We start from the raw sequence: 25400 nt of genomic DNA, 5'->3' as shown, positions 1-25400 counted from the left end.
TCAGTCGAGTTCCAGCCGGATCGCGTCGTACGCCGCCTCGTTGCCCAGCTCCGGCGGGGTGTCCTCGTTGATCGCCAGGGTGATCTCGTTGCCGGTCCGGCGCAGCGCGCCCGCGTCGAACCGGAACTCCCGCCGGTAGTGCCGGCCGCCGCAGGCGCTGCGGTAGGTGGCGCCCCGGGCGTCGTCCGGGGCGAAGGTCCAGACCAGCCGCAGCTCGTTGACCCGGATGGTCAGGTTGCTCGGCAGCGGCGGTACGTCCCGGGCGGTGTCCATCGCCCAGGCGGCGAGCGCGACGGTCAGCGTGGCGGTCGCGCCGGGCCGCACCGGCCGGTCGAGGTCGAACCGGATCCGCCAGGGCGGCACCGGTTCCCCGTCGACCCGCTGGAACTGGAGGTAGTTCCAGTCGTCGTCACCGCTGCGCCCGACCGTGTAGACCACCCCGTCCGGGAAGTCGGCCTTGAAGAACCGCGCGGTGCCCCACTGCCGGAACTCGTCGCCGCGGCGGAACTCCGCCGAGGTGCGGTCGGGGGTACCGAGCTGGAAGACCGTCCGGCCGTTGCGGGGCGGCTCCCAGTGCAGCTCACCGAGGTCGACCCGGCCACCGGCCGGCACCGGCACGTCGTCCCGGACGTACTCGCCCCAGGTGCCGGGCCGGTAGACGGTGAGCCGGTACGTTCCGGGCCGCACGTCGGGCAGCCGGAACACCCCGCCGGGGCTCACGTCGGTCCAGTACGCGTACCCGAGCGCGGTCCGCTGGAAGTCCAGCCGGTTGTCCGAGAGCACCGCCACCGCGCCGCGCAGGTGCGGCTGGCCGGCGAGCCGGATCCGGCCGTGCACGGTGCACCGCTGCGGGCCGGGTGTCCAGCCCGGCAGCGCCACCCGGTCGTAGAAGTCCCGGTGCACGTCGAGGCGGGCGTAGCGCAGCGCCTCGGCACGCATCCGGGCCGGGTCGTCGCCCCGGCTCAGGTAGACGAAGTACGGCCCGTACGTCTTCTCCCACGCCTGGCCGGCGGCCACCCGTACCGGTGGCGAGCCGTAGTGCGTCGCCTGCGGCTCGACCAGCAGCACCGGTCGGCTGGTGGTCTGGTGCAGGGTCAGGTCCTGCCGGACCGGGCCGCCGCAGAACGCCTCCCGGTTCGGCTGGACGGCCCAGATCCCGTACCCGTTGCCGTAGAGGCCGTGCACCACGTGGTCCTTGAGGTAGGTGGCCCAGTCGTACTTGGTGTAGTAGCGCCGGGGATAGGCCGAGCCGAGGCCGGCCAGGTCGTGCGTCGCGTCCATCACCACCGGGGCGGCGGCCAGTTCGGCCGGGCTGGGCATCCGGGCGGCACCGTCCCGCCACGGTGCACCGATCGGGTCGTCCTCGACCGAGACGTGCGTGAACAGTTCGGGGTCCAGGTAGCAGACGTACCGGTGCTGGTCGGAGCGGAAGCCGTGCAGCTCGGGCGGGTGCTGGAAGACGGTGGCCAGGTGGATGCCGGGCTCACCGGCCCGGACGATGTGGTGCCGCTCCAGCCAGAACGGCCCGCCGTTGGTCGGGCTGTACCGGAAGGCGATGTCGACGAAGTCGTCCCCGCGCCGGATCTCGTACGAGTTCTGTGCCGGCGGCAACGGCAGCGGATCGCCCTCCATCGCGTTGTTCATGTCGAAGTTGCCGCGACCGCCCGCGCCGAGCAACTCCTGACCGTGCAACCGCAGCGAGGTCAGCCGGCTGGCGCTGGTCTTGCTGACGGTGATCTGGACGGGGCCGTTGTCGACGACGATCTCGGTGTCGGTCTCGGTGACCTCGCAGCTCGTTTGCGCTTCGCTCGGCTGCCCCTCGTCGAATGCCGCACCGGCGGCCGCGCTGCCGGTTGCGGCGCCGATCCCGGCGCCGAGGGCGGTCGCCGCGCTGATCCGATGAAAGTCCCTGCGTGCGATCACGTCGTGTCCTCCCGATCAGGAGCATCGGATGTCTGCCCACGATGGCCGGCCACAGCGTCCGGCCATCGCCGGCAGAACCGTCCCGGCGTGACTGCCGCCCACTCCCGGTTGAAACGAATCAATCGGATTACGACGCTATTGCGCTCCGAGTAGACCTGTCAAGGCACCGTCACCAGACATCCGATGTCAGGGCGGGATCGGGCCCGCTCTTCGGGGTAAAGTGCGACGGCGGTGCCCGGACCAGCCGCTTTCTGGTCCGGGCACCGCCGTCTTGGTGCGGGTACGGCTCAGAGCACGCCGTCGGTGAGCAGGTCGGTGGTGCCGCCCAGGTCGGCGCCGCCGACCAGCCCGGTCACGCTGCCCAGGGTGCCGCCGAGGTCGGTGACTCCGCCGACGGTGTCGGTGACGCCGCCGAGGGTGCCGTCCAGGTCGGTGACTCCGCCGACGGTGTCGGTGACGCCGCCGAGGGTGCCGTCCAGGTCGGTGACTCCGCCGACGGTGTCGGTGACGCCGCCGACGGTGCCGCCCAGGTCGGTGACGCCGCCGACGGTGCCGCCCAGGTCGGTGACGCCGCCGAGGGTGCCGCCCAGGTCGGTGACGCCGCCGACGGTGTCGGTGACCCCGCCCAGGCCGATGCCGCCGAGCGTCCCGTCGACGGTGCCGGTGACCCCGCCGACCGTGCCGGTGACGCTGTCCAGGGTGCCGTCGAGGTCCGTCACGCCGCCGAGGTCGGCGACGTTGGTCAGGTCGGTGATGGTGGTCAGGTCCGTCACGCCGCCCAGGTCGCCGGCACCGACCAGGCTGGTCGTGCCGGCCACCGTGGAGGTCACGGTGCTGGCGGCGAAGTCGGCGGTGCCGAGCACGCCGTCGACGGTGTCGACCCCGCCCGCGGTGCCCAGCACCGTCGAGTCGAGGGTGTCGGCCACGTCGTGCACGCCGGACAGATCCACGCTCAGGCCGCTGTCCAGGCCCAGCACCGGCAGGGCGGAGCTGACACCGACCTCCAGGCCGTTGGGGTCCACGCTGACGGCGCCCACGCCGGCCACGTCGACGTCGACACCGGTGCCGTAGACCCCGGCGGTGAACTGGTTGGCGACGGTCTGCACCTGGCCGACGGCGCTGGTCGGGCTGAGGCTGACCGAGCCGAGGCCCAGGCTCTCCACCGCGCCGAGGTCGGTCAGGCCCTGCAGCGGTACGGAGTCGACCACCAGCGGGAGGACGTCCGCGACGTCGGCCGGGACCACGTCGCCGAGCCCGACGCTCTCCAGCGTGCCGGTCGGGTCGAGTTCGTACGCCGTGCGCAGGTCCACGTCGGTGAGCAGGTTGACCACGAACTCCTGCAGGGTCTGGGTGGATTCCACGGCGGGAGTCGCCTCGGGGGCCGGGGCGGGGGCAGGGGCCGGGGCCGGAGCCGGGGCGGGGGTCTCCACGGTCGGTGCCGATTCCACGGTGACGATCTCCTCAGAGGTTTGGGCGGGATGATCTGGGCATGTCGTTCCAGACCTGGCGCCGACCGTACGGCGTTGCCGACGTACCGGACATCGGGGACGATCCCCGGTTCTCGCCCTAACCGGCTAGGTGCGAGGCCCCGGCTCGGGTTAGGGGCATAGGGGCTGCGGTCGGCGGGCCACCCCGAGCACGGCCCCGCTGCCGCCCCGCCACACCGGACCGGGCCGACGGATCGGCCCAGTTCACCCCGGCTGCCCTTCTGGGGTCGGGGCGCTGGCCCGGACACCCCGCAGCCGACGGGTCCGGTCGGGGAAGTCCGCGCCAGCCCTCAGCCGATCGCCACGGCGGCGCGCTGTCCGTACCGCCTGCCCTGCCCCGAGTTCGGCCGACTACTCGTTACCGTGCCAGATCTTCCACAGGGCCCGGCCCAGGTAACTGGCGATCATCCATCCGCCGATCGCGGCCAGCGGACTGCCGTCCACCTCGCCGATCACGATCCCGATCGACACGGCCAGGGCCAGGCCGCCGATGCCGAGGGTGAGCACGCCGAGCACGCCGATCCGCACGTGCCGACGGGTCATCCGACGCCGCTGCCGGGGAGCGCCGCGTCGTGACTGGGGCCGGGGGATCTGGTCCGGGTCCCGGGCTGGCAGCGGCACCTGGGCCTGCGGCGGCACCCGGTCGTCGACGCGTACCTGGTCGGCGTTGCGGTAGAGAGTCGGTTCGATGCGTACCGAGATCCCGTCCTCGCCGATCAGCAGCCGGCCCCCGTCCGGCCAGCCCAGCATCGCCGCGCACCGGTCATACCGGACGGTTGCCGGCGGAGCGCCGTCCGAGGTGACGCTCACGCCCTCGGCACCGACCACTAGGCGCTGGGTCGGGTCGCCCAGCCCGGGGTACGCCGTGCCGGAGACCGCCTCGGCCGACGTGGACGGTGCGGGGACGAAGCCCGCCCAGTCTGCGGTACACCCCACCGGGGTCATCAGCAGCGCGGACGCCAGCGCCTCGCCGGCGACCCGGTGCACCTGTTCGACGGTCACCGCCTTCAGTTCCATCGCCAGATCGTCACTGGAGCTGACCGGATAGCCGGTGAGGAGGTTGAACGCGGCGGCCGGCAACCGTGCGGCGTCGGCCTCGGCGGTGCCGAGCGCGTCCGTGGCCTTGCCGACCACGGCGGCGACCTCGGCGTCGTCGATCCGGCCCACCCGCAGTTCCGCCAGCACGTCGACGAAACCGCCGAGCACGGCGCCCTGCTTCTCCGGCAGCGCGTCGGCGAGCGCGGTGATCACGGCGAACCCGTCTCCGCGCGGCTCGTAGTCGGCCGCTGCCGTGTAGGAGAGACCGGCCTCCTGGCGCAGCGCCCGGAACAGCTTCCGCTCCAACACTCCGGTGAGGACGGTGGCCGCGGCCTGTCGGGGTACCACCGACTGGAAGCCGGTGGCCTGCGAGCCGCCGGGGAAGAAGGCCGGCGTACGGGGCAGGGCCGAGGAGGCGGCCGGTGCCGGGCACCTCTGTCCGGATGGGAGGGCGAGGGTGAGTCCGGCCGGTACGTCCTCCCCAGCGACCCAGAGCACGGCGTTCTCCCGGGTGAAGTACCGCGCTGACCATTCGCGCAGGTCGTCGACGGTGACCACCTCGAGTCCCCATTCCGGGTAGCTGACCAGGCCGTAGTCCCGGGCGCCGTACCGCCACAACGGCATCGCCGAGATGGCCGGGTTGCTCCGGCCGCTCCACTCGGTACGCAGGATCGCCCTCTCGGTCTCCAGCCGATCAGCGGCGAGCCGGTCCAGAGAGGTGCAGACGCCGGTGAGGAAGGTGACGATGTCGGCGGCCGAGCCCTGCATGTGGAAGTGGGTGACGCTGGTTCCGGTGGTGCCGTTGTAGTGGTAGTCGGCGACTCCGAGCGGGTGCAGCACCAGGTGTTCCAGCAGGTGGGTGACGCCCCGCCGGGCCAGCGTCTCGTCGGCCTGGCCAACCCGGAACATCAGGCCGGCGTGCATCGGACCGGTGGTCGGGGCGACCAGGGCCGGTACGCCGTCCACCTCCAGCTGTCGGATCACCGCACACCTGCCTTCTGGTACGCCTCGCGGCGGGCCTGCTCGAACCTGGCGATCGGGTCGCCCGACATCTCCCACGGCTCCACGCTGACGAGGTGGCCCAACCCGTCGAAGAGCCGGGCCGAGGTCCGGTGGTCGTCGACGATGGAGAGCATCATCGCGAAGGTGTTCTGCACCAGCACCCAGCCGGGCGTACGCCGGAACGCCGGGTGCAGCACGGAACGCTCCGCGGCCTCCCGCAACCGGGCGCGCACGTCCGGGTCGGTCCAGTACCGCCGCCGGTTCGCGCCCTCCAGTTCGGCAAGGTGCTCCAGTTGGGCCTCGGCCACCAGTACCGCGTTGTGCGCTCCTTCCGGCGCGGCGAGCATGGCTGACCGGGCGAAGTCGTGGATCGCCTCGAAGGATCCGCCCCACTTCGGGCAGAGCTGCTGGAGGAGCTGACGCTGTCCGGGCAGGTGGTGGGGGTCGCTCGCGGCGAGCCGGTCGTAGCGGCGCCGCGCCTCGGCGGTGCCGAGCTGTAGGCCACGGACGATGATCAATCGGAGCGTCCACAGTGTCGGATCGGTCGGATGGCGGGCGGTCGCGTCGATCAGCAGCCGTTCGGTGTGTCGGAGCATCTCGTGGAACCGGTCGAACTGCTCGCGGCTGACGTGCTGGGCGCGTTTGCGGGTGCGGACCTCCCACGCCTGACGGATGAGGAGGTCGCCGAGGAACGCGGCGGCCAGTGGCTCGTCGGGGTTGGCCTGGGCCAGCTCTTCAAGGAAACGACGGTCGCCGTACCCGTCGACGGTCAGCCGGAGCAGGGTCGTGCGGGCTCCGGGCTCCTCGGCCACAAGCCCGGCGCGTACCGCCGGCCAGTCGCCGGCCCGCAGCGCGGCGCGGAGGCCGGCCAACTGCGGATAGGCGGCGGTGGGGTCGGTGGTGAGGGCGGGGGCGGGCGCGACGGGCATGGCGGGCATCGTAACGAGATCTTGTTCCGGCCGGCTCACCCTTTCCGGTCGAGGCCGGCCGGTCCGGGAGCACTTCGTGCGGGTGACCGTGGACTACTCCGGACGCCGCGACCCGGACCGGCTCCGGGCCCGGTCCAGTCGCCCGGCCAGGACGCCGAGTTCGTCGGCCAGCTCGGCGGGTTCGAGCACGGTGAACTCGGGGCCGAGCAGGGCGAGGTGCAGCGCCAGGAAGCCGAGCCAGTCCGCTCCGGTGCTGAGCAGGCAACTGTTCCGGTCCACCGCCTCCACCAGTCCGGCCGTCGGCGGGACCCGTTCGGCGATCTCCTCGGCCGGTGCGTGCACCAGCACCCGGGCGCGGTACCGGTACGGTGCCGCCCCGACCGAGTCCGCGACGAAGGTCGCCGGGTCGGGCGGGTCGTGCGGCGTGAACCGCTGCCCGGTCGAGCGGAGCCCGCCGATCCGGTCCACCCGGAACGTACGCCAGGCGTCCCGGTCGGTGTCCCGGGCCACCAGATACCAGCGCTGGCCGGTGTGCACCAGCCGGTGTGGCTCCACCCGGCGGATGCTGGTCGTGCCGTCGCGGGTGCGGTAGTCGAAGGTGAGCCGGTGCAGGTTCTGGCACGCCTCGGCGATCGCGGTCAGCAGGTCCGGGTCGACGGTGGGTGCCCTGCCGGCCAGCGGGACGGTGGTCAGCCGCAGCGCGGCGGTGCGCTGCCGCAGCCTGGCCGGCAGGATCCGGTCCAGCTTGGCCAGCGCGCGCAGCGAGGTCTCGGCGATGCCGGTCACGCTCTGGCTGGCGGCGGTACGCAGGCTCAGCACGACCGCCACCGCCTCGTCGTCGTCGAGCAGCAGCGGCGGCAGCGTCGACCCCGCGCCGAGCCGGTAGCCACCGGCGACGCCGGGCGTGGCCCGGACCGGATAGCCGAGGTCGCGCAGCCGGGCCATGTCCCGGCGCAGGGTACGCACCGTCACGTCCAGCCGCTGCGCCAGTTCCGGGCCGGTCCACTCGGTCCGGGTCTGCAGGATGGCGAGCAGGCGCAGCAGCCGTGCCGAGGTGTCGAGCATTTTCCGAGTCTGCCAGCAAACCAGGAACGATCCTGTCCTCAATTGGGACTAGCCTGCGAAACATGGACATCGACTGGACCGGACAACTGGTCGACCAGGTGGACTGGCACTGGCAGCACCACCTGCGGCCCCGGCTCGACGGGCTCACCGACGAGGAGTACCACTGGGAGCCGGTCGCCGGCGGCTGGGGCGTCCGCCCGCGCGACGGGGTGGACGCGGCGGTGGCGCACGGCGCCGGCAGGTACGTCATCGAGTACGCGCTGCCCGAGCCGACGCCGCCGCCGGTCACCACGATCGCCTGGCGGCTGGGGCACCTCATCGTCGGAGTGTTCGGGCAGCGCAGCGCGGCGCACTTCGGCGGGCCGCCGGTCGACTACGACAGTTTCGACTACGCCGGCACCGCCGCCGAGGCACTGCACCAACTCGACACGGCGTACGCCACCTGGCGGGACGGCGTACGCGGGCTCGGCCCGGACGGGCTGGCCCGGCCGTGCGGCCCGGCCGAGGGCCCGTACGCCGAGTTCCCGATGGCCGCACTGGTGCTGCACATCAACCGCGAGACCATCCACCACGGCGCCGAGATCAGTCTGCTCCGTGACCTCTACCGGGCCCGGAGGTGACCCGAATGGCGTACGAGTTCCAGGTGACACAGGACTGTGCCGACCCGCACGTGCTCGCCGACTGGTGGGCGGAGACGCTCGGCTGGCAGGTGGAGCCCTCCGACGAGGCGTTCATCCGCCGCATGGTCGCCGAGGGGCACGCCACCGAGGACGACACCCGGACCTACCACGGGGTGCTGGTCTGGAAGGAGGGGGCGGCGATCCGGCACCCCGAGGGGACGCAGCGGGCGCCACGGGTGCTGTTCCAACTCGTTCCGGAGGCCAAGACGGTCAAGAACCGGATGCACCTCGACGTCCGTACCGGTGCCGAGGACCTCACGCCGGTGGTCGAGGCGCTGGTGGCGCGCGGCGCGAAGTTCCTGCACAACGGACGCCAGGGCCCGTACACCTGGGTCACCCTCGCCGACCCGGAGGGCAACGAGTTCTGCGTCTCCCGCTAGCCGGGCTGCCGGTGGCCGGCTCAGGGGGCGGCCGCGAGAATCCGTTCGAGCGCGCTGCGCAGCCGTGGTGCGAGCGTACCGGCGTAGGTGGCGGTGAGGTGCTGGTTGTCCCGGTAGACCAGCACTCCGCCGATGACCGGGGCGCAGCGCTGTCTGGGGCAGATCGCCCCGGTGAGGTCGATCAGGCCGACCCGGGGGAGGTCCTCCAGCGCCGCGAGCTGCGCGGCTCCGGCGCCGGTCGCCAGGGCGTCCTGCCGGTCGGCTGCGCACCGGGTCAGCCGGCGCGGGTTCGCCGACACGCATTTCGGGCTGTCGGCCGCGAGGATCGGGGTGCCCCGGAGCACCACCGTGGGCACCCCGGCCGAAACCAGGTCCGACCAGGTGCGCCGCATGCCGTCCACCAGCGCGTTCTCTGCCCGCTCGCCGTTCAGTCCCCGACCGCCGGCCATCGGCCGGTAGCGGGAACTGGTGGTCAGCAGCAGTTCGGGCCGCTCCGGGCCGGTGAGCGCGGCGCGGACGTTGCGGTACCACCCGGCGCAGGCGTCCCGCTGCGGCTGGTCTCCGGTCAGCATCTCGAGTCGGAGGAACGGGCAGTTCGGCTTGAGGTACGTCACCAGCCGCCAGCGTTTCGCCAGCGCGACCGCCTGGAGCGCCGGCACCCAGCTCGCGGCGTGGCTGTCGCCGGCCAGCGCGACGGTGAACGGGGCGTCCCGGTCGCCGTACGCGCACGCCTGGGCGGTGCCGCTGGTGACCGGGGGGAAGCAGTTGTGCCGGTAGACGTCGGGCTGGTCGGCCGCGGCGTCGGCCGGGTCCGGGGTGATCGACCGGACCCGGTCGACCGGGACGCCGGCCCGGCTCTTCTGGGGCGACCGGCCCAGCGCGGTGGCGCCCGGTGCCGCCGATGGCGCCGGGCTGGGCAGCGCTGACACCGGTGCGGCGGCGGGTGGCGGGACCGGCCGCTCGGGCGGCCAGACGGTGAGCTGGAAGAGCAGCCCGGCGAGGATTCCGGCGGTGGGGAGCAGCGCGCCGACCCGGAGTACCTGCCCTGGTGACCAGCCGTCCAACGCACCGGTCCGGGCCGGGATCTCGACGTACCGGTGGGTGAGGACGGCGAGCAGTACGGCCCCGCCGAGCACGCCGAGATCGGCTGCCAGCGGTAGGTCGCCGAACCGGGCGTGCGCGGCGACCAGCAGCGGCCAGTGCCAGAGGTAGAGCGGATAGCTGACGGCTCCCGCCGCCCGCAGCGGCCTCGCGCCCAGCACCCGGTACACCGCACCCGGCCTCGCCGGCACTGCCGCCGTACCCGTGGCACCGGCCGGCATGCCGATCGTGCCGCCGGCGATGATCGCGGCCGCGCCCAGCGCGGGCAGCAGGGCCAGCGGTCCGGGAAACTCCGGGCCGGGCCGCAGGGTGAGTACCGCGACCGCGACGGCGGCCAGTCCGGCCCAGCCGAGCAGGGTGCCGAGGCGCCGGGGCAGTCCGGCCAGTCGCGCCCCGAGCAGGGCCAGCACGGCGCCGAGGGCCGGCTCCCAGAACCGGGTGGTGGTGACGAGGAAGGCGCGCCCCGGTTCGGCGGCGGTGTGCCAGACCGACCAGGCGAACGAGCCGAGCGCGAGCAGCCCGGCGGTGAGCAGCAGCGGGCCGGCGAGCCGCACCGGGCCGCTGCCCGGCTGCCCCCGGCGGCGTACCGTCCAGGCCGCGACACCGGCCGCCAGCAGCGGCCAGACCAGGACGAACTGCGCGGCGACCCCGACCGCCCAGAGCTGGGCCAGCAGGCTGGCGTCGGCGTCCGGGACGACCGCCTGGGCGTCCTGTGCGGCGAGCCGCCAGTTCAGCACCTGACCGGCGCCGGCCAGCACGTCCCAGCCGGCCGCCGACCAGCGGCTCCGGGGCAGGCAGGCCAGCGCCAGTGGCAGTGACGCGGCGAGCACCAGCGTGCCGGCCGGCAGTGTCCGCCGGACCCGCCGGGCGAAGAATCCGGCCAGGTCGATCCGTCCGGTGCGCTGCCACGCACCGAGCAGGGCGCCGGTGACCAGGAAGCCGAAGACCACCAGGAAGACGTCAACGCCGACGAAGCCGCCGGGGACGATGCCGATTCCGGCGGCGCCCAGCAGCAGCGACCCGACGGCCAGGGCGCGCAGGCCGGTGAGGTCAGCCCGGGTCGGGCCGGCGGCGTCCGTTCGGGACCGTGGTCGCGACCGCACCATTGTTGAACCTCCGGCCCAGGTTTCTGTCCAGTTAGTCCCTTCTTAACAGATAAACATCCTGATAGACGCCTTTTGACGTTTTCGAGCGGCGTTCACCTCGGCCCGGAGCCGGTGACGCCGGGTTGGACGGTCTGCGGCTATCCGTCGGCCAGGCCGGCCCGCTCCGCCGCCGCCCGCCAGGCGGCCTCGCCGCCGGCCCGCGGCCGGTAGGTCCGGGTCGATCCGGTACGCCGCAGCAGCGCCCGCAGCTCCGTCAGCCCGCCGTCCAGTACGCCGAGCGCCCTGGCCTGCACCAGCGCGTTGCCCAGCGCCGTCGCCTCCACCGGCCCGGCCACCACCGGCAGACCACACGCGTCGGCGGTGAGCTGGCAGAGCAACTCGTTGCGGGCCCCGCCGCCGACCACGTGCAGCACGTCCACGTCCCGACCGGACAGCCGCTGCGCCTGGCGTACCGCGACCCGGTGGGCCAGGGCCAGACTGTCCAGGATGCACCGGGTCAGCGCCGCCGGTCCCTCGGGTACCGGCTCGCCGCGCCGGACGCACGCCTTCGCGATCCGGGCCGGCATGTCGCCCGGAGGCAGGAAGACCGGGTCGTCCGGGTCGACCACGGCGGCCAGCGAGGGCGCCCGGGCGGCGGCGGCGAGCAGCGTGGTCAGGTCGTCGGCCAGCCCCTGCGACCGCCACACCCGCAGCGACTCCTGGAGCAGCCAGAGCCCCATCACGTTGCGCAGGTAGCGGACCGTGCCGTCCACCCCGGCCTCGTTGGTGAAGTTGGCCGCCCGGCTCGCCTCGGTCAGCACCGGCGCGGGCAGCTCGACGCCGACCAGCGACCAGGTGCCGCAGGAGATGTAGCCGAACCGGTCGTGCTCGGCGGGTACCGCCGCGACCGCCGACGCGGTGTCGTGCGAACCGACCGCGGTCACCGGTACCGGCCGGTCGGTCCCGACCGCCTCCCGGACCTCCGGCCGCAGCTCGCCGACCGGGTCGCCGGGCCGGCGCAGCGGCCCGAACAGCCGGGCCGGCAGCCCGGCCCGGGCGATCAGGTCGGCGGACCATTCCCGGGTACGCACGTCCAGCAGTTGCGTGGTGGAGGCGTTGGTCACCTCGGTCCCGGCGACCCCGGTCAGCCAGTAACCGAGCAGATCCGGGATGAGCAGCAACGTCTGCGCCCGGTCCAGGGCCGGGGTGCCGAGTTCGGCGGTGAGCTGGAACAGCGTGTTGAACGGCAGCAGTTGCAGCCCGGTCGTCCGGTACAGATAGTCGGCGCCGAGCGCCGCCACCACCGACTCCTGCACCCCGTCGGTACGCCGGTCCCGGTAGTGCACCGGGTTGCCGACCAGCGCGCCGGTGGCGTCCAGCAGCCCGTAGTCCACCGCCCACGAGTCGATGCCGACGCTGGCCAGGTCGGGCCGGCGGTGCAGCGCGGCCCGCAGCCCGGTCAGCGTCTCGGCGTAGAGCCGGGGGACGTCCCAGTGCAGGGTGTCGAGCAGCCGGACCGGCCCGTTGTCGAACCGGTGCACCTCGGTCAGCGTCACCCCGTCCGGGGCGACCTCGGCGAGCATCACCCGGCCGCTGGCCGCGCCGAGGTCGACGGCCGCGACGGCGGTCGAACCGGTCATCGAAGGAACGCCGCGGCCACGCCGGAGTCGACGGGTACGTGCAGTCCGGTGGTGTGCGACAGCTCGCCGCCGGTCAGCGCGAAGACCGCGCCCGCGACGTGCTCCGGCAGCACCTCCCGCTTCAGCAGGGTACGCCGGGCGTAGTAGGCGCCCAGTTCCTCCTCCGGCACCCCGTACACGGCGGCGCGCTGGGCGCCCCAGCCGCTGGCGAAGATCCCGGAGCCGCGTACCACGCCGTCCGGGTTGACCCCGTTGACCCGGATGCCGTGCTCGCCGAGTTCGGCGGCGAGCAGGCGTACCTGATGCGCCTGGTCGGCCTTTGCCGCGCTGTACGCGATGTTGTTCGGCCCGGCGAAGACCGAGTTCTTGCTGGAGATGTAGACGATGTCCCCGCCGAGGCCCTGGTCGAGCATCAGCCGGGCGGCGGCCCGGGAGACCAGGAAGGAGCCCTTGGCCATCACGCCGTGCTGGATGTCCCAGTCCGCCTCGGTCGTGTCCAGCAGCGACTTCGAGATGGAGAGCCCGGCGTTGTTGACCACCAGGTCGACCCCGCCGAAGGCGAGCGCCGCCTCGGCGAAGGCGCCCTCGATCCCGGCCGCCTCGGTGACGTCCACCGCCACCGCGACCGCCCGGTCCGCGCCGCCGATCTCCCCGGCCACCGACGCCGCGCCCTCGACGTTGCGGTCGGCCACCACCACGCAGGCACCCTCGGCGGCCAGCCGACGGGCGATCGCCGCGCCGATCCCGGAACCGCCCCCGGTGACCAGCGCGACCCGGCCCGCCAGTGCCTTCGGCTTCGGCATCCGGCGCAGCTTCGCCTCTTCGAGCTGCCAGTACTCGATCCGGAACTTCTCCGCCTCGTCGATCGGGGCGTACGTCGAGACCGCCTCCGCCCCGCGCATCACGTTTATCGCGTTGAGGTAGTACTCGGCGGCCACCCGGGCGGTCTGCTTGTCCCGGCCGAAGCTGAACATCCCGACCCCGGGCACCAGCACGATCGCCGGGTCGGCACCCCGGATCGGCGGCGAGTCCGGCTCGGCGTAGCGCTCGTAGTAGGCGCGGTAGTCCTTGCGGTACTCCTCGTGCAGCTCGCGCAGCCGGGTCACCATTTCGGGTAGCGGCGCGTCCGGCGGCAGGTCGAGCACCAGCGGCCGGACCTTGGTCCGCAGGAAGTGGTCCGGGCAGGAGGTGCCGAGCGCGGCCAGCCGTGGGTGCTCGGCGCGGGACAGGAAGTCCAGCACCGCCTCGTCGTCGGTGAAGTGTCCGACCTGGAACTGCCCCTGCTGCCGGCTGTCGGTGCTGGCCAGCCCGCGCAGCGTCGGGGCCAGCGCGGCGGCCCGCTCCCGCCGCTGTTCCGCCGGCAGCGCCGCGTACCCCGCAAGCACCGCGCCGAACGGCTCCGGCCGGCCGTGCTCGGCCAGGAACCGGGTGGCGGTCTCGATGATCTCCAGCGAGCGGGCCTCGCACTCGGCGCTGCTGGCGCCCCAGGCGGTGATCCCGTGGCCGCCGAGGATCACGCCGATCGCCTGCGGGTTGTCCCGGGCGATCGCGGCGATGTCCAGGCCGAGCTGGAAGCCGGGCCGGCGCCACGGTACCCAGAGCACCCGGTCGCCGAAGCAGCGGCGGGTCAGCTCCGGGCCGTCGGCGGCGGTGGCCAGCGCGATCCCGGCGTCCGGGTGCAGGTGGTCGACGTGCGCGGCGTCGACCAGGCCGTGCATCGCGGTGTCGATCGACGGTGCCGCCCCGCCCCGGCCGTGCAGGCAGTAGTCGAAGGCGGCGACCATCTCGTCCTCGCGGTCCACCCCGGGATAGACGTCGACCAGGGAGCGCAGCCGGTCCAGCCGGAGCACCGCCAGTCCCGCCTCGGTCAGCGTGCCGATGTCCCCGCCGGAACCCTTGACCCAGAGCAGTTCGGCGGGCCCTCCGGTGACCGGGTCGGCGCCGGTCGCCTTGGCCGAGGTGTTGCCGCCGCCGTAGTTGGTGTTGCGCCGGTCGGCGCCGAGCCGGTGGCCCCGGGCCAGCAGCGCGGCGACCTCCGGATTCGTCGGTCCGGTGCTCACGATCATGCCCCCCAGCCGGCCTGCTGCCCGCCGACCCGCTCGGCGGCGATCCGCTCGGCGTAGCCGGAGCGGGCGTACGCGGCCATCGGATCCGGGTCGAGGCCCATCTCCTGACGGACCTCCGCCAGCATCGGCCGTACGTCGGTGTTGTACGCGTCCATCAGCACCCCGTTGGCGCCGAGCACGTCCCCGGCGGCCTGTGCGGCGGCCAGCGCGTCGGCGTCGATCAGCAGCGCCTTGGCGGTCGCCTCCTGGACGTTCATCACCGAGCGGATCTGGGCCGGGATCTTCGGTTCGATGTTGTGGCACTGGTCGAGCATGAAGTTGACCCCGGACTCGGCCCGCAGCGCGTCGGCCCGGACGATCTCGTGCATGATCCGGAAGAGCTGGAACGGGTCGGCCGCCCCGACCATCAGGTCGTCGTCGGCGTAGAACCGGGAGTTGAAGTCGAAGGCGCCGAGCTTCCCCTCCCGGAGCAGGAAGGCGACGATGAACTCGATGTTGGTGCCGGGGGCGTGGTGGCCGGTGTCGATCACCACCTGGGCCCGGTCACCCAGCTTGAGGCAGTGCGCGTACGCGGTGCCCCAGTCCGGTACGTCGGTCAGATAGAACGCCGGCTCGAAGAGCTTGTACTCCAGCAGCATCCGCTGTTCCGGCCCGAGCCGTCCGTAGGTGGCGTGCAGCGCCTCGGCCAGCCGGTCCTGCCGGGCCCGGATGTCGTCCTGGCCGGGATAGTTGGTGCCGTCGGAGAACCACAGCTTCAGGTCGCGTGATCCGGTGGCGTCCATGATGTCGACGCACTCCAGCAGGTGGCCCAGGGCCTTGCGCCGGATCCGTGGGTCGGGGTTGGTGACGCTGCCCAGCCGGTAGTCGTCGTCCTGGAAGACGTTGGCGTTGATGGTGCCGATCCGCACCCCCCGCTCGGCCGCGTAGGACGCGAGCTTGCCGAAGTCGTCGACCCGGTCCCAGGGGATGTGCAGCGAGACCACCGGGGCGACTCCGGTGAACGCGTGCACCTGTGCGGCGTCGGCGATCTTCTCCTCGGGATTGCGCGGCACCCCGGGCTGGCTGAACACCTTGAACCGGGTGCCCGAGTTGCCGTACGCCCAGGAGGGCACCTCGATCCGTTGCGCGCGCAGCGCCGCCCGGACGTCGGTCTCGGTCATGTCAGGCCTCCGTGGTGTCGAGCGTGGTGTTGTCCAGCGCGGTGTTGTCCAGCGCGGTGTTGTCCAGCGCGGCGAGTTGCGAGTCCAGATTGAAGATCTCGTCGAGGACGACGAACCCCTCGTCGGGGCGGCGACCGTCCAGGCCGACGAAGAAGGGGGCCATCTCGGCCTGCCACCGGGCGTTGACGTCGGTGGCCTCCATCGCGGCGAGCGACGCGGCCAGGTCCTCGGTGCGGAAGTGCCCGACCAGCAGCCCGTCGTCGTGCAGGAAGAGGGAGTAGTCGTGCCAGCCGGCCGCGTGCAGCGCCCGGAGCATCTCGGGCCAGACCGCCGCGTGTCGTTCCCGGTATTCGGCCAGCCGGTCGGGCCGGACCCGCAGGACGAAGCACACTCGCCGCATCGGCGGGCCTCCCAACAAATGAACCGTTTCAACAAGCCGCACTCAACATACGAGCGCCGTCACTGAACTGTCAAGAAACCGGGCCGGGTCCGGAGCTCAGCCCGGGGCGCGGGCGTACTGGCTGGACTCCCGGACCACCAGCTCCGGATCGAAGATCACCTGTTTGTGCTGGTGGTTCTCCGGGTCGTTCGCCTCGTCCAGCATCAACTGTGCCGCCGTCTGGCCGAGCCGCTGCCGTGGCTGGCGTACCGAGGAGAGCGGCACCGCCGCCGCGGCGGCGAAGTCGATGTCGTCGTAGCCGACCAGCGCGATGTCCTCCGGTACCCGGACCTGCTGCCGGGTCAGCTCCTGGAGTACGCCGAGCGCCAGCAGGTCGTTGGCGCAGAAGACCGCGGTGGCCCGGGCGGACCGGGGCAGCCCGAGGATCCGGGAGGCGGCGTCCCGGCCGGCCGCCACGGTCGGGCTCGGCGTCTCGAACCGGCGCAGCGTCTCCTCGGCGAGCCCGGCCTCGCGCAGCGCGTGCACGGCGCCGTGGTAGCGGTCCCGCACCTGTTCCAGCCGCCACGGCCCGCCGACGAAGGCGATCCGCCGGTGTCCGGCCTCCACCAGGTGCCGCATCGCCAGTTCGCCGCCGAGCCGGTCGTCGACCGCGACCGAGCAGACGTCCGGCCGGGTGGAGCGCCGGTCCAGCAGGACCACGAGTACGCCCCGCTCGCGGAGCCGGACCAGCCGCTCGTTGGCGTCGTCGACCGGGGTGATCAGCACCCCCTGGACCCGCTGCTCCTCCAGCAGGTCCAGATATCTGCTCTCCTTGGCCGAGTCGCCGTCGCTGTTACAGAAGATCACCGCCATCCCGGCCGCACCGGTGGCGTCCTCGACCCCCTTGGCGACATCCGTGAAAAACGGGTTCGCCACGTCCAGCACGACCAGGCCGAGGGTGCGCCCCCGGCCCCGGCGCAACTGCCGGGCGGCGTCGTTGGGCACGAAACCTAGCTCGTTGATCGCGGCGAGTACCCGGTTCCGGGTCGACGCTGCGACGATGTCGGGCCGGTTGAGCACGTTGGAGACGGTGCCCACCGACACTCCCGCCTGGCTGGCCACGTCGCGGATGCTCACCGCTGGTCCCGGCACCACCGTCTCCTTCCGCAGCCCCGACCGTCGGGCTGAAACGTGTCAAGGTTATCCGGCGGTTCCGCGCGACGGTGCGGCTGACCGCAGTCCCCGCACGGCGGCCTCCACCGCGTGCGACCGACACTAACTCCCCGGTGCACCGCACCGGGTGCACCTCGCCGGTCCGGTGCCCCGGTGCCCCGGTGCCCCGGTACCCCGATGCCCCGATGGTCACGGCCCCCAGGGCCGGCGACGATGCCGTTCGGGACCGCGGGTCCGGACGGCGCGCGGTGCGTGGTTTCCGACCGGCGGCGCCGTCGGTACCCTGTCGGGTCAGGGGAAGCGCTTTCCTGTCGGTGCCGCCGACCGGGGCACCGTGGAACCGACGCACAGAGGGCGGCGAGCATGGGCGAGGACCTGACCGGGGTACGGCTGCGGGTGCGTGGCGAGACCGTCGCGGAGTACGTCCTCGACGACCCGCACGTCGACCCGCGCTGGGGGCGCCGGCCGTACCTGCATCCGGTGCGTACCCTCGCCGGGGTCGTGGTGACCGACACGCTGCCCGAGGACCACCGCTGGCACCTTGGAGTCTCGGTCGCCATGCAGGACGTCTCGGGCACCAACCTCTGGGGAGGCCGGACCTACGTCCGGGATGCCGGCTACACCTGGCTCGACGACCACGGCCGGATCGTGCACGACGGCTGGCTGCCGGACGGATCTGTGCCGGACGGATTCGTGCCGGACGCGGACGCCGGCGACCGCGACGCGGTGGCCGAGGGCGGCTCGGGCGACGGTCCCGGTGACGGCGGGTTCGCCGAGCGGCTGCGCTGGCTCGACCCGGCCGGCGCGACCCTGCTGACCGAGGAGCGGCGGGTCGAGGCCGCCGGGGTGGCCGGCCGGGCCGACGCCTGGCTGCTCGACTTCGGGTACGTCCTGACCGCACCGGTCGACCGGGACATCCTGCTCGGCAGCCCGGCCACCAACGGCCGGCCGGAGGGCGCCGGATACGGCGGCTTCTTCTGGCGGGTCGCCCCGGGGCCCAACCGGGCCTTCACCGCGAGCGCCGAGGGGGAGGAGCGGGTCAACGGCAGCACCGAGCCCTGGCTCGCGATGGTCGGCGCGGCGGGCGGCGGCCGGCCGTACACGCTGGTCTTCGCCGGCCTGGCCGACGGCGACCACTGGTTCGTGCGGACCGGGATCTATCCCGGGGTCTGCGTTGCGCTCGCCTTCGACCGGACCCTGCCGGTCCCGGCCGGCACCTCGGTGCGGCGCCGGCACCGGATCGTGGTCTCGGACGGCGAGCTGACCCGCGACGAGGTCGAGGCGTTGGGGCCGGTCCTGACCTCCTGACCGGCCCCGCGCTCCGAACCCGAACCCGAACCCGAACCGACCCTCAGCCCTTCAGGCCGGAGGTGGCGATACCCTCCACCAGATAACGCTGGAAGGCCAGGAAGAAGAGCATCACCGGAACGATGCTCAGCACCGACATCGCGAACATCGGGCCGTACGCCGACTCGCTGGTCTGGTCGATGAAGAGCCGCAGCGCCAGCGGCAGGGTGTACGACTCCGGGTCGTTGAGGTAGACGAGCTGGCTGAAGAAGTCGTTCCAGGTCCAGATGAAGGTGAAGATCGCGGTGGTGACCAGGGCCGGCTTGAGCAGCGGCAGGATCACGTACCGGAAGGTGAGCACCGGGCCGCAGCCGTCGATCTCGGCAGCGTCGTCCAACTCCCGGGGCAGGCCCCGGATGAACTGCACCATCAGGAAGACGAAGAACGCGTCCGTGGCGAGCAGCTTGGGCAGGATCAGCGGTACGAAGGTGCCGACCAGATCCAGCTTCTGGAAGATCGTGTACTGCGGGATCAGCACCACGTGGTACGGCAGCATGATGGTCAGCAGGGTGAACGCGAACAGTGGCCCGCGCAGCCTGAACCGCAGCCGGGCGAAGGCGTACGCGGCCAGCGCGCAGGAGATCAGGTTGCCGATCACCGCGCCGACCGCCACGATCAGCGAGTTGGTGAAGAACTGCCAGACGCCGATGCCCGCGATCCCGTCCAGCGCGGCGGAGTAGTTCTGCGGCGCCAGCCGGGTCGGCAGCAGGCTCAGGCTGGACAGGATCTCGTCAGTTGGCTTGATCGAGGTGGCCAGCAGCCACACCACCGGATACAGCAGCAGGGCCAGTACGGCGATGATCAGCGTGTGCCAGCCGACCGTACGCAGCCGGGCACCGGTCGCGCCCGGCCGCCGAGCCGCCGGAGTGCGGGTCGACAGGCCGTCGGAGAGCGTGCTCACCGGTCCTCCCCCGAGTAGAACACCCAGCGGCGCGAGGTGCCGAAGAACAGTGCCGTGATGATCGCGATGACCAGCAGCAGCAGCCAGGCCATCGCCGAGGCGTAGCCCATCCGGAACTGCGAGAACCCGCGTTCGTAGAGGTAGAGCGTGTAGAACAGGGTCGAGTTGCTCGGCCCGCCCCGGCCACCGCTGACGATGAACGCCGGGGTGAACGCCTGGAACGCGTGGATCGTCTCCAGCACCAGGTTGAACAGGATGATCGGGGAGAGCATCGGCAGCGTCACCGACCGGAAGGTGCGCCAGGCGCCCGAGCCGTCGACCGCGGCGGCGTCGTACAACTCGGTCGGGATCTGCTTCAGACCGGCCAGGAAGATCACCATCGGCGCGCCGAACTGCCAGACGGCGAGGATGATCAGCACGTAGAGCGCGTAGTCCGGCTCGTTGATCCAGCCGCCGGTGTCCCAGCCGACGCTGCCGGTGACCGAGTCGACCACCCCGGCGTCGGTGAACATCGCCCGCCAGACCAGCGCGATCGCCACGCCGGTGCCGAGCAGCGAGGGCGCGTAGAAGGCCGACCGGTAGAAGCCCTGCCCGCGCCGCTTGCGGTTGAGCAGCAGGGCCACCGCGAGGGCGGCGGCCAGCTTCAGCGGTACGGAGATCAGCACGTACATCGCGGTGACCTTGGCCGAGGCGAGGAACCGCGCGTCGTCGGCGAAGAGCCGCTGGTAGTTCTCCAGGCCGACCCACTCCGGAGAGGTGAAGAGGTCGTAGTCGGTGAACGACAGGTAGAGCGAGGCGAGCATCGGGCCGACGGTCAGCAGCAGCGCCCCGACGACCCAGGGGGAGAGGAAGAGGTACGCGATCCCGGGCCGATTGCGTCGGTATCGGGGCCGGGCTCCGGCGGCGGCGCCGCCCGGTGTGGCGGGCCGGGGCGGCGGCCTGCGCAGGGTCCCAGTTGTCATGGTCGACTTTCCCATCGGCTCCTGGCGGCCACACCCTCGCCGGGTGTGTGCACGCGCCCCGGTGGTGAGGCGGTGATGAAACCATTCAACAAACCGCACGAAGGTACCGCCGGCGGGCGGGGCCTGTCAACGGAGGCTCTCCCGACCGGAGTGGAGTCCGGGCTGGTTGGAGGAATGTCCGGCTGTGGATGAATCGATTCAGGAGGACGATCGGGGCTCGGGACGCCAGCCCGTCCCGGCGCGGGTCTCGGGTCAGTCCAGTTGCGGCGGGTCTCCGGTCAGTCCAGTTGCTCGGGGAGCAGCCCGAGTTCGCGGGCGACCGAGAGCCGCACCCACTCGGTGAGCTGACGGCGTGGGACGACCCGGTCGTGCACCGCCATCTGCACGGCGAGCCCGTCGATCAGGCCGTTGATCCGCCAGGCGGCCCCGGCCGGGTCGTCGCAGCTGAACACCCCGGCCGCGACCCCGGCCGAGATCACCTCGCCGAGCCCCTCCCGCCGGCGCAGGTCCAGCCGCCGCGACACCTTCTCCAGTTCCGGCGTGCGCAGCGACTCCGACCACCCGTCGATCCACATCGCCCACGACCGGGACCGGCCCGGCAGGGTGTAGAGGCGGAGCAGTTTCTTCAACTTGACCAGTGGGGTGGCGGGAGACCGGAGCACTGCCTCCAGCCGGGCCAGATCCTGCTCCGCGGCGTACGCGAACGCCTGGGCGACCAGTCGCTCCTTCGTGGCGAAGTGGTAGAAGACCAGCGCCTGACTCACCCCGGCGGCCTGGGCCACGTCGGCGGTACGCGTGTTGGCCAGGCCCCGCGTCGCGATCACGTCGCAGGCGGTGCGTAGTAGCGCATCCAGGCGCACCTCTGCCGCACGTCTCGTCACGCGGCTACGTTAGCCCATTCCGGCCGGCACAATAAGCTATCAACACGTCGGATAAGTTACTAGCGGGTCAGACTGTCCACTAGCGCCTCAGAAGCCGCACGCCCCGGCACCGGTAGCCGAGCCGCCTGACCCCCGCCCAGCAGGGGTGCAGCGGCGGAGGGCTGCCGGGTGGGCCGGCCGGCGCAGCCAGTCAACCGCCCGGCCCGGCGGGCCAACCACCGGACGGAGAAGATCGGCAACCATCGGTACCCCGTAGTAGTGTCCGCTCATGCCAGACGGTGTGGCCGAAATCCCTCCGGCGACAGGCCCCGAACCCGGGCCGGACCGGCCGGCGGAAACCCCCGCCCGTCATCCGGACCGGCCGGCGGAAACCCCCGCCCGTCATCCGGGGCGGTCGGCGGAAACGCCCGGCCGGATCGGGCGGGACGAGCTGCCCGCGCTGGCCACCCCGGACGTCGCCACCGCCGCCGTGACCTATGACGACGAGGAGCGGCCGGCCCGGCAACTCAGCGGCCCGGTCGAGGTCGGGGTGGCGGTGGTCGCCTTCGTCGTCGCGCTGCTGGTCCTCTGGCAGGTGTTCCGGCCACTGTCCCAGGGCAGCCAGTTCTATCTGATCGTCTTCCTGACCGGCGTACTGCCACTGGTCTTCCTCGCGTACCGGTCGGGGCTGCGGCTGCCGGACCGGCTGGCGAGCCGGCTGCCGGCGGTCGCCCCGCGCCGCGTACCCGATCCGGATGCTCCGGCCGCGTCGCGCCGGGACCTGCCGACGGTGCCGGACTGGCTGCTGGCCGGGCTGGCCCTGGTCGTCTGCCTCTATCCGGTGCTGCCGGTCGCGATCGGCGACGCCGGCGGTGGCTACGACGCCTTCCTCGACCGGCAGGGGCTGCTCGCCCCGGTCGACGTGTTGATGGGCGCGCTGCTCCTGGTGCTCCTGATCGAGGCCTGCCGGCGCACCACCGGCTGGATCCTGCCGGTGGTCTGCCTGCTCTTCCTCGGCTACGGCTACTACGGCGGGCTGCTGCCGCAGAGCTGGGCGATCGCGCACGCCGGGCTCGACTTCGGACAGATCGTCGACGCGCTCTACAACTCCGGCAGCGGCTTCTACGGCACCCCGCTGGACGTCGCCGCCACCTACATCGTGCTGTTCACGATCTACGGTGCGGTACTCGACCTCTCCGGCGCCGGACGGTTCTTCGTCGACCTGTCGGTGGCCGCGTTCCGGCGGTCCCGCAGCGCCGCCGGCCGCACCGCCGTCGCCTCCGGATTCCTGCTCGGCACCGTCTCCGGCTCCGGCACCGCCACCGCGGTCAGCGTCGGCGCCGTCACCTGGCCGATCCTGCGCCGCGCCGGCTACCCCGCCGAACACGCTGGCGGCATGCTGGCGGCGGCCGGGGTCGGCGCGATCCTCTCGCCCCCGACCCTGGGCGCGGCGGCCTTCATCGTCGCCGAATACCTGGAGGTCTCCTACCTGACCGTGCTCGGCTGGGCGGTGATCCCGACCCTGCTCTACTACCTCGGCATCCTGCTCGCCGTCGAGATCGACGCCCGCCGGTTCAAGGTACGCCCGGTCGAGGTGGCCGCCGGCTCGGCGTGGCGGTTGCTGGGCCGGTTCGGCTACCACTTCTCCTCGCTGATCGTCATCGTCGTGCTGCTGGCCGTCGGGGTGAGCGCCACGCGAGCGGTCGTCTACGCCACCGGGCTGGCGGTGCTGCTCAGCTTCCTTGACCGGCGGAGCTGGCTGACCCCACGTCGGATCTTCACCGCCCTCTCCGCCGGGGTCCGCGGCGTGCTCCCGGTCGCCGCGGTCTGCGGCGCGGCCGGCATCATCACCGCCACCACCACCAAGACCGGGCTCGGCGCGCAGTTCGCCTCGCTGCTGGTCCGGGGCGCCGGGGCACTGACCGACAACCCGACCGTGGTGCTGGCGCTGACCGTGGTCTTCGCCGCGGTGGCGCTCTCACTGCTCGGGCTGGCCGTACCGGTCACCGCCTCGTTCATCATCGGCTGGGTGATCATCGGTCCGGCGCTGCTCGCGCTCGGCGTACCGGCCCCGGCGGCGGCGATGTTCGTCTTCTACTACTCGGTGCTCTCCGAGGTCACTCCGCCGACCGCGCTGGCCGCGGTGGGCGCGGCGGCGATCACCGGCGGCCGGACCGTGCCCACCATGTGGCAGGCGCTCAAGTACGCCCTGCCGGCGTTCCTCGCTCCGATCGCCTTCGTGCTCACCGGGCCGGGGGAGTACCTGCTCGGCCGGGGCTCACCGGTCGAGGTGCTCTGGGCGGGGCTGGTCGGCTGTCTCGGCGTGGCGGCGCTCGCCGTGGCCACCGGTGGCTGGCTGCTCGGCGTCGGGCCGGTCGGGGCGGTCGAACGGTCCCTCAGCGCCGTCGCCGGCCTGCTGCTGCTCTACCTGCACCCGGTGTCGATCGCGATTGGCGGCACGCTGGTCGTCGTCGCCGTGCTGGCCGCACTGGCGCGCCGGCGCCGTATGGCCGGGACCCGGTCGGTGGTCGAGGAGGTGGTGGCCGAGGAGGTCGACCCGGCGGTGCCAGGCTCCCGGGGCGGCGGTGACCGGCACGTCGAGGCCGGACCGGGCGGCGCGGACGCGCAGCGGTCGGGGCCGGAGAGCACGCCGGTGCCGGCCGCCCCGGATTCCCGGGTGGACGACGGTTCCCGGGTGGACGACGACACCGGGCCGAGGGGCCGGGGAATCGGTTCGAGCGTGGGAGAGGATGCGAAATGAGGCGTACGACGAGGATCGTGGTTGCGGTCGCCGCCGCCGGCCTGGGGCTGACCGGCCTGGCCGGCTGTGGTGGTCGGCAGGACACCGCCAGTACCGACGCGGGCGGCGACGTCACCTGTGAGGTGGGTACGGAGACCCGGATCGGAATCGCCACCGGCAACGCGACCGGGGTCTACTTCGCGCTCGGCAACGCGTACGCCGAGCAGGTCTCCAACGCGCCGGGCAGCAAGGTCAAGGCCACCGCGGCCGAGACGGGCGCCTCGGTGCAGAACATCCAGCAGCTCGTCGCCGGCACGTACGCGATGGCGTTCTCGCTGGCCGACACCGCCGCCGACGCGGTGCAGGGCACCGGCAGTTTCGAGGGGCAGCGGCAGCCGGTGCAGGCGCTGGCCCGGATCCACACGAACTTCACCCAGGTGATCGTCCGTAACGGTGCCGGGATCAACTCGGTGGCCGACATGCGGGGCAAGCGGGTCTCCACCGGTTCGCCGAAGTCCGGTACCGAGGTGATCGCGAACCGGCTCCTCCAGGCGGCCGGGCTCGACCCCGCCAAGGACATCCAGGCGCAGCGGCTGGACCTGGCCAAGACCGTCGACGGGATGAAGGACGGCTCGATCGACGCGCTGTTCTGGTCGGGCGGCCTGCCGACACCGGGCATCACCGACCTGCTCACCACGGCCAAGGGCCAGGTCAGCTTCCTGGACATCACCCCGCTGCTGGCCGAGATGAAGAAAATCAACCCGGTGTACGAGGAGGGTGCGATCCCGGCCGCCACCTACGGCACTCCGGCGGACGTCAAGACCATCGTGGTACCAAACTTCCTGCTGGTGAAGGACGACCTGGACGCGAACCTGGTCTGCGTACTGACCAAGGCGCTCTTCGACCGGAAGCCGCAACTGGAGCAGGCCAATGCGGCGGCCAAGGAGATCAGCCTGGACACCGCCCGTAAGACCGACCCGGTACCCCTGCACCGCGGTGCCGCCCAGGCCCTCGACGACCTCAACGCCGCGAAGTAACCGTCCGACGCCCGCGCCACCGCCCCTTCATTCCAGGTTCCTAGGATGCTTAGGGGCGATGGCCCGGGCCGGGGCGGACGATCAAGGCTTCGACCAGGCTGAAGTCGCCGACGTCGGGGGTGCGGGTGGGTGTCCTGGACCTGTTGACCCGCCGACCGGCCCCCGAGTTGGCATCTGTTCGCGGCCTCGGCTAAAGTTCTCATCCGTCACCAGGAAACACCGGATGACAAGCGGACGTAGCGCAGTTGGTAGCGCATCACCTTGCCAAGGTGAGGGTCGCGGGTTCGAGTCCCGTCGTCCGCTCGGAGATGCCGCCACATGTCGGGGGCTACCTCGGTGGAGTGGCCGAGAGGCGAGGCAACGGCCTGCAAAGCCGTGTACACGGGTTCAAATCCCGTCTCCACCTCGGCTACAAGCGAGGGCGATTGGCGCAGTGGGAGCGCGC

19 protein-coding genes and 2 tRNA genes are annotated in these 25400 nt (G+C 72.5%); 7 read left to right on the top strand and 14 right to left on the bottom strand.

Annotated features, from left to right (window positions below):
- The 5 genes from AAH979_RS19300 to AAH979_RS19280 all read right to left on the bottom strand — a co-directional run bounded on the left by AAH979_RS19300 (window position 1) and on the right by AAH979_RS19280 (window position 7444).
- The gene (locus AAH979_RS19300; RefSeq protein ID WP_346259516.1) at window positions 1-1923 is read right to left on the bottom strand and encodes a polysaccharide lyase family protein; all 1923 of its coding nucleotides are present in this window, start codon (window positions 1921-1923) and stop codon (window positions 1-3) included.
- A 287-nt stretch (window positions 1924-2210) separates the two neighbouring features.
- Window positions 2211-3371, bottom strand: a complete 1161-nt coding sequence (locus tag AAH979_RS19295) for an IniB N-terminal domain-containing protein (protein WP_346259515.1) — start codon at window positions 3369-3371, stop codon at window positions 2211-2213.
- A 390-nt stretch (window positions 3372-3761) separates the two neighbouring features.
- Window positions 3762-5432: an insulinase family protein gene (locus AAH979_RS19290; RefSeq protein ID WP_346259514.1), complete on the bottom strand. Its 1671-nt coding sequence runs from the start codon at window positions 5430-5432 to the stop codon at window positions 3762-3764.
- Complete coding sequence (locus AAH979_RS19285; RefSeq protein WP_346259513.1) at window positions 5429-6379, bottom strand: hypothetical protein; 951 nt, start codon at window positions 6377-6379, stop codon at window positions 5429-5431. The genes AAH979_RS19290 and AAH979_RS19285 overlap by 4 nt, the downstream gene beginning before the upstream one ends.
- A 93-nt stretch (window positions 6380-6472) precedes the next feature.
- Window positions 6473-7444: a YafY family protein gene (locus AAH979_RS19280; RefSeq protein ID WP_346259512.1), complete on the bottom strand. Its 972-nt coding sequence runs from the start codon at window positions 7442-7444 to the stop codon at window positions 6473-6475.
- 62 nt (window positions 7445-7506) lie between these two features.
- Between AAH979_RS19280 and AAH979_RS19275 the strand changes: the two genes are divergently transcribed.
- Together AAH979_RS19275 and AAH979_RS19270 are read left to right on the top strand one after the other, a co-directional pair.
- Complete coding sequence (locus AAH979_RS19275; RefSeq protein WP_346259511.1) at window positions 7507-8064, top strand: DinB family protein; 558 nt, start codon at window positions 7507-7509, stop codon at window positions 8062-8064.
- 5 nt (window positions 8065-8069) lie between these two features.
- On the top strand, window positions 8070-8504 hold the full coding sequence (locus AAH979_RS19270) for a VOC family protein (RefSeq protein WP_346259510.1): 435 nt from the start codon (window positions 8070-8072) through the stop codon (window positions 8502-8504).
- Window positions 8505-8524: 20 nt separating this feature from the next.
- Here AAH979_RS19270 and AAH979_RS19265 read toward each other — a convergent pair whose 3' ends face one another.
- The 6 genes from AAH979_RS19265 to AAH979_RS19240 all read right to left on the bottom strand — a co-directional run bounded on the left by AAH979_RS19265 (window position 8525) and on the right by AAH979_RS19240 (window position 17087).
- On the bottom strand, window positions 8525-10711 hold the full coding sequence (locus AAH979_RS19265; RefSeq protein ID WP_346259509.1) for an acyltransferase family protein: 2187 nt from the start codon (window positions 10709-10711) through the stop codon (window positions 8525-8527).
- A 137-nt stretch (window positions 10712-10848) separates the two neighbouring features.
- A complete protein-coding gene (locus tag AAH979_RS19260) occupies window positions 10849-12330 on the bottom strand; it encodes a rhamnulokinase family protein (RefSeq protein WP_346259508.1) in 1482 nt (493 codons plus the stop codon).
- Entirely contained in the window at window positions 12327-14390 is a 2064-nt protein-coding gene (locus AAH979_RS19255; RefSeq protein ID WP_346259507.1) for a bifunctional aldolase/short-chain dehydrogenase, read from the bottom strand. Before AAH979_RS19255 ends, AAH979_RS19260 begins: the two co-directional genes overlap by 4 nt.
- A gap of 2 nt (window positions 14391-14392) precedes the next feature.
- A complete protein-coding gene (gene rhaI / locus AAH979_RS19250; protein ID WP_346259506.1) occupies window positions 14393-15556 on the bottom strand; it encodes an L-rhamnose isomerase in 1164 nt (387 codons plus the stop codon).
- Window position 15557: 1 nt separating this feature from the next.
- Window positions 15558-15956, bottom strand: coding sequence for an L-rhamnose mutarotase (locus AAH979_RS19245; RefSeq protein WP_346259505.1), 399 nt, complete (start codon window positions 15954-15956; stop codon window positions 15558-15560).
- A gap of 96 nt (window positions 15957-16052) precedes the next feature.
- A complete protein-coding gene (locus AAH979_RS19240; RefSeq protein WP_346259504.1) occupies window positions 16053-17087 on the bottom strand; it encodes a substrate-binding domain-containing protein in 1035 nt (344 codons plus the stop codon).
- 384 nt (window positions 17088-17471) lie between these two features.
- Here AAH979_RS19240 and AAH979_RS19235 point away from each other — a divergent pair, with 384 nt between their 5' ends.
- Complete coding sequence (locus tag AAH979_RS19235; protein ID WP_346259503.1) at window positions 17472-18416, top strand: PmoA family protein; 945 nt, start codon at window positions 17472-17474, stop codon at window positions 18414-18416.
- A 43-nt stretch (window positions 18417-18459) separates the two neighbouring features.
- Here the strand turns inward: AAH979_RS19235 and AAH979_RS19230 are convergent, their stop codons facing one another.
- The 3 genes from AAH979_RS19230 to AAH979_RS19220 all read right to left on the bottom strand — a co-directional run bounded on the left by AAH979_RS19230 (window position 18460) and on the right by AAH979_RS19220 (window position 21199).
- Window positions 18460-19356: a carbohydrate ABC transporter permease gene (locus AAH979_RS19230; RefSeq protein WP_346259502.1), complete on the bottom strand. Its 897-nt coding sequence runs from the start codon at window positions 19354-19356 to the stop codon at window positions 18460-18462.
- Complete coding sequence (locus tag AAH979_RS19225) at window positions 19353-20318, bottom strand: sugar ABC transporter permease (protein WP_346259501.1); 966 nt, start codon at window positions 20316-20318, stop codon at window positions 19353-19355. Before AAH979_RS19225 ends, AAH979_RS19230 begins: the two co-directional genes overlap by 4 nt.
- Window positions 20319-20596: 278 nt before the next feature.
- Window positions 20597-21199, bottom strand: a complete 603-nt coding sequence (locus AAH979_RS19220) for a TetR/AcrR family transcriptional regulator (protein WP_346259500.1) — start codon at window positions 21197-21199, stop codon at window positions 20597-20599.
- Between the two features lie 268 nt (window positions 21200-21467).
- Between AAH979_RS19220 and AAH979_RS19215 the strand changes: the two genes are divergently transcribed.
- From AAH979_RS19215 to AAH979_RS19200, 4 genes are all read left to right on the top strand, one after another.
- The gene (locus AAH979_RS19215; protein ID WP_346259499.1) at window positions 21468-23939 is read left to right on the top strand and encodes a TRAP transporter fused permease subunit; all 2472 of its coding nucleotides are present in this window, start codon (window positions 21468-21470) and stop codon (window positions 23937-23939) included.
- Window positions 23936-24955, top strand: a complete 1020-nt coding sequence (locus AAH979_RS19210) for a TAXI family TRAP transporter solute-binding subunit (protein WP_346259498.1) — start codon at window positions 23936-23938, stop codon at window positions 24953-24955. Before AAH979_RS19215 ends, AAH979_RS19210 begins: the two co-directional genes overlap by 4 nt.
- Window positions 24956-25185: 230 nt before the next feature.
- A tRNA-Gly gene (locus AAH979_RS19205) sits at window positions 25186-25258 on the top strand.
- Window positions 25259-25290: 32 nt separating this feature from the next.
- Window positions 25291-25361 (top strand) — tRNA-Cys (locus tag AAH979_RS19200).
- The last annotated feature ends 39 nt before the right edge of the window (window positions 25362-25400 follow it).

It is taken from the genome of Plantactinospora sp. ZYX-F-223, assembly GCF_039649625.1.
Taxonomy (GTDB): Bacteria; Actinomycetota; Actinomycetes; order Mycobacteriales; family Micromonosporaceae; genus Plantactinospora.
This window is presented reverse-complemented; position numbering and strand designations above follow the sequence as displayed.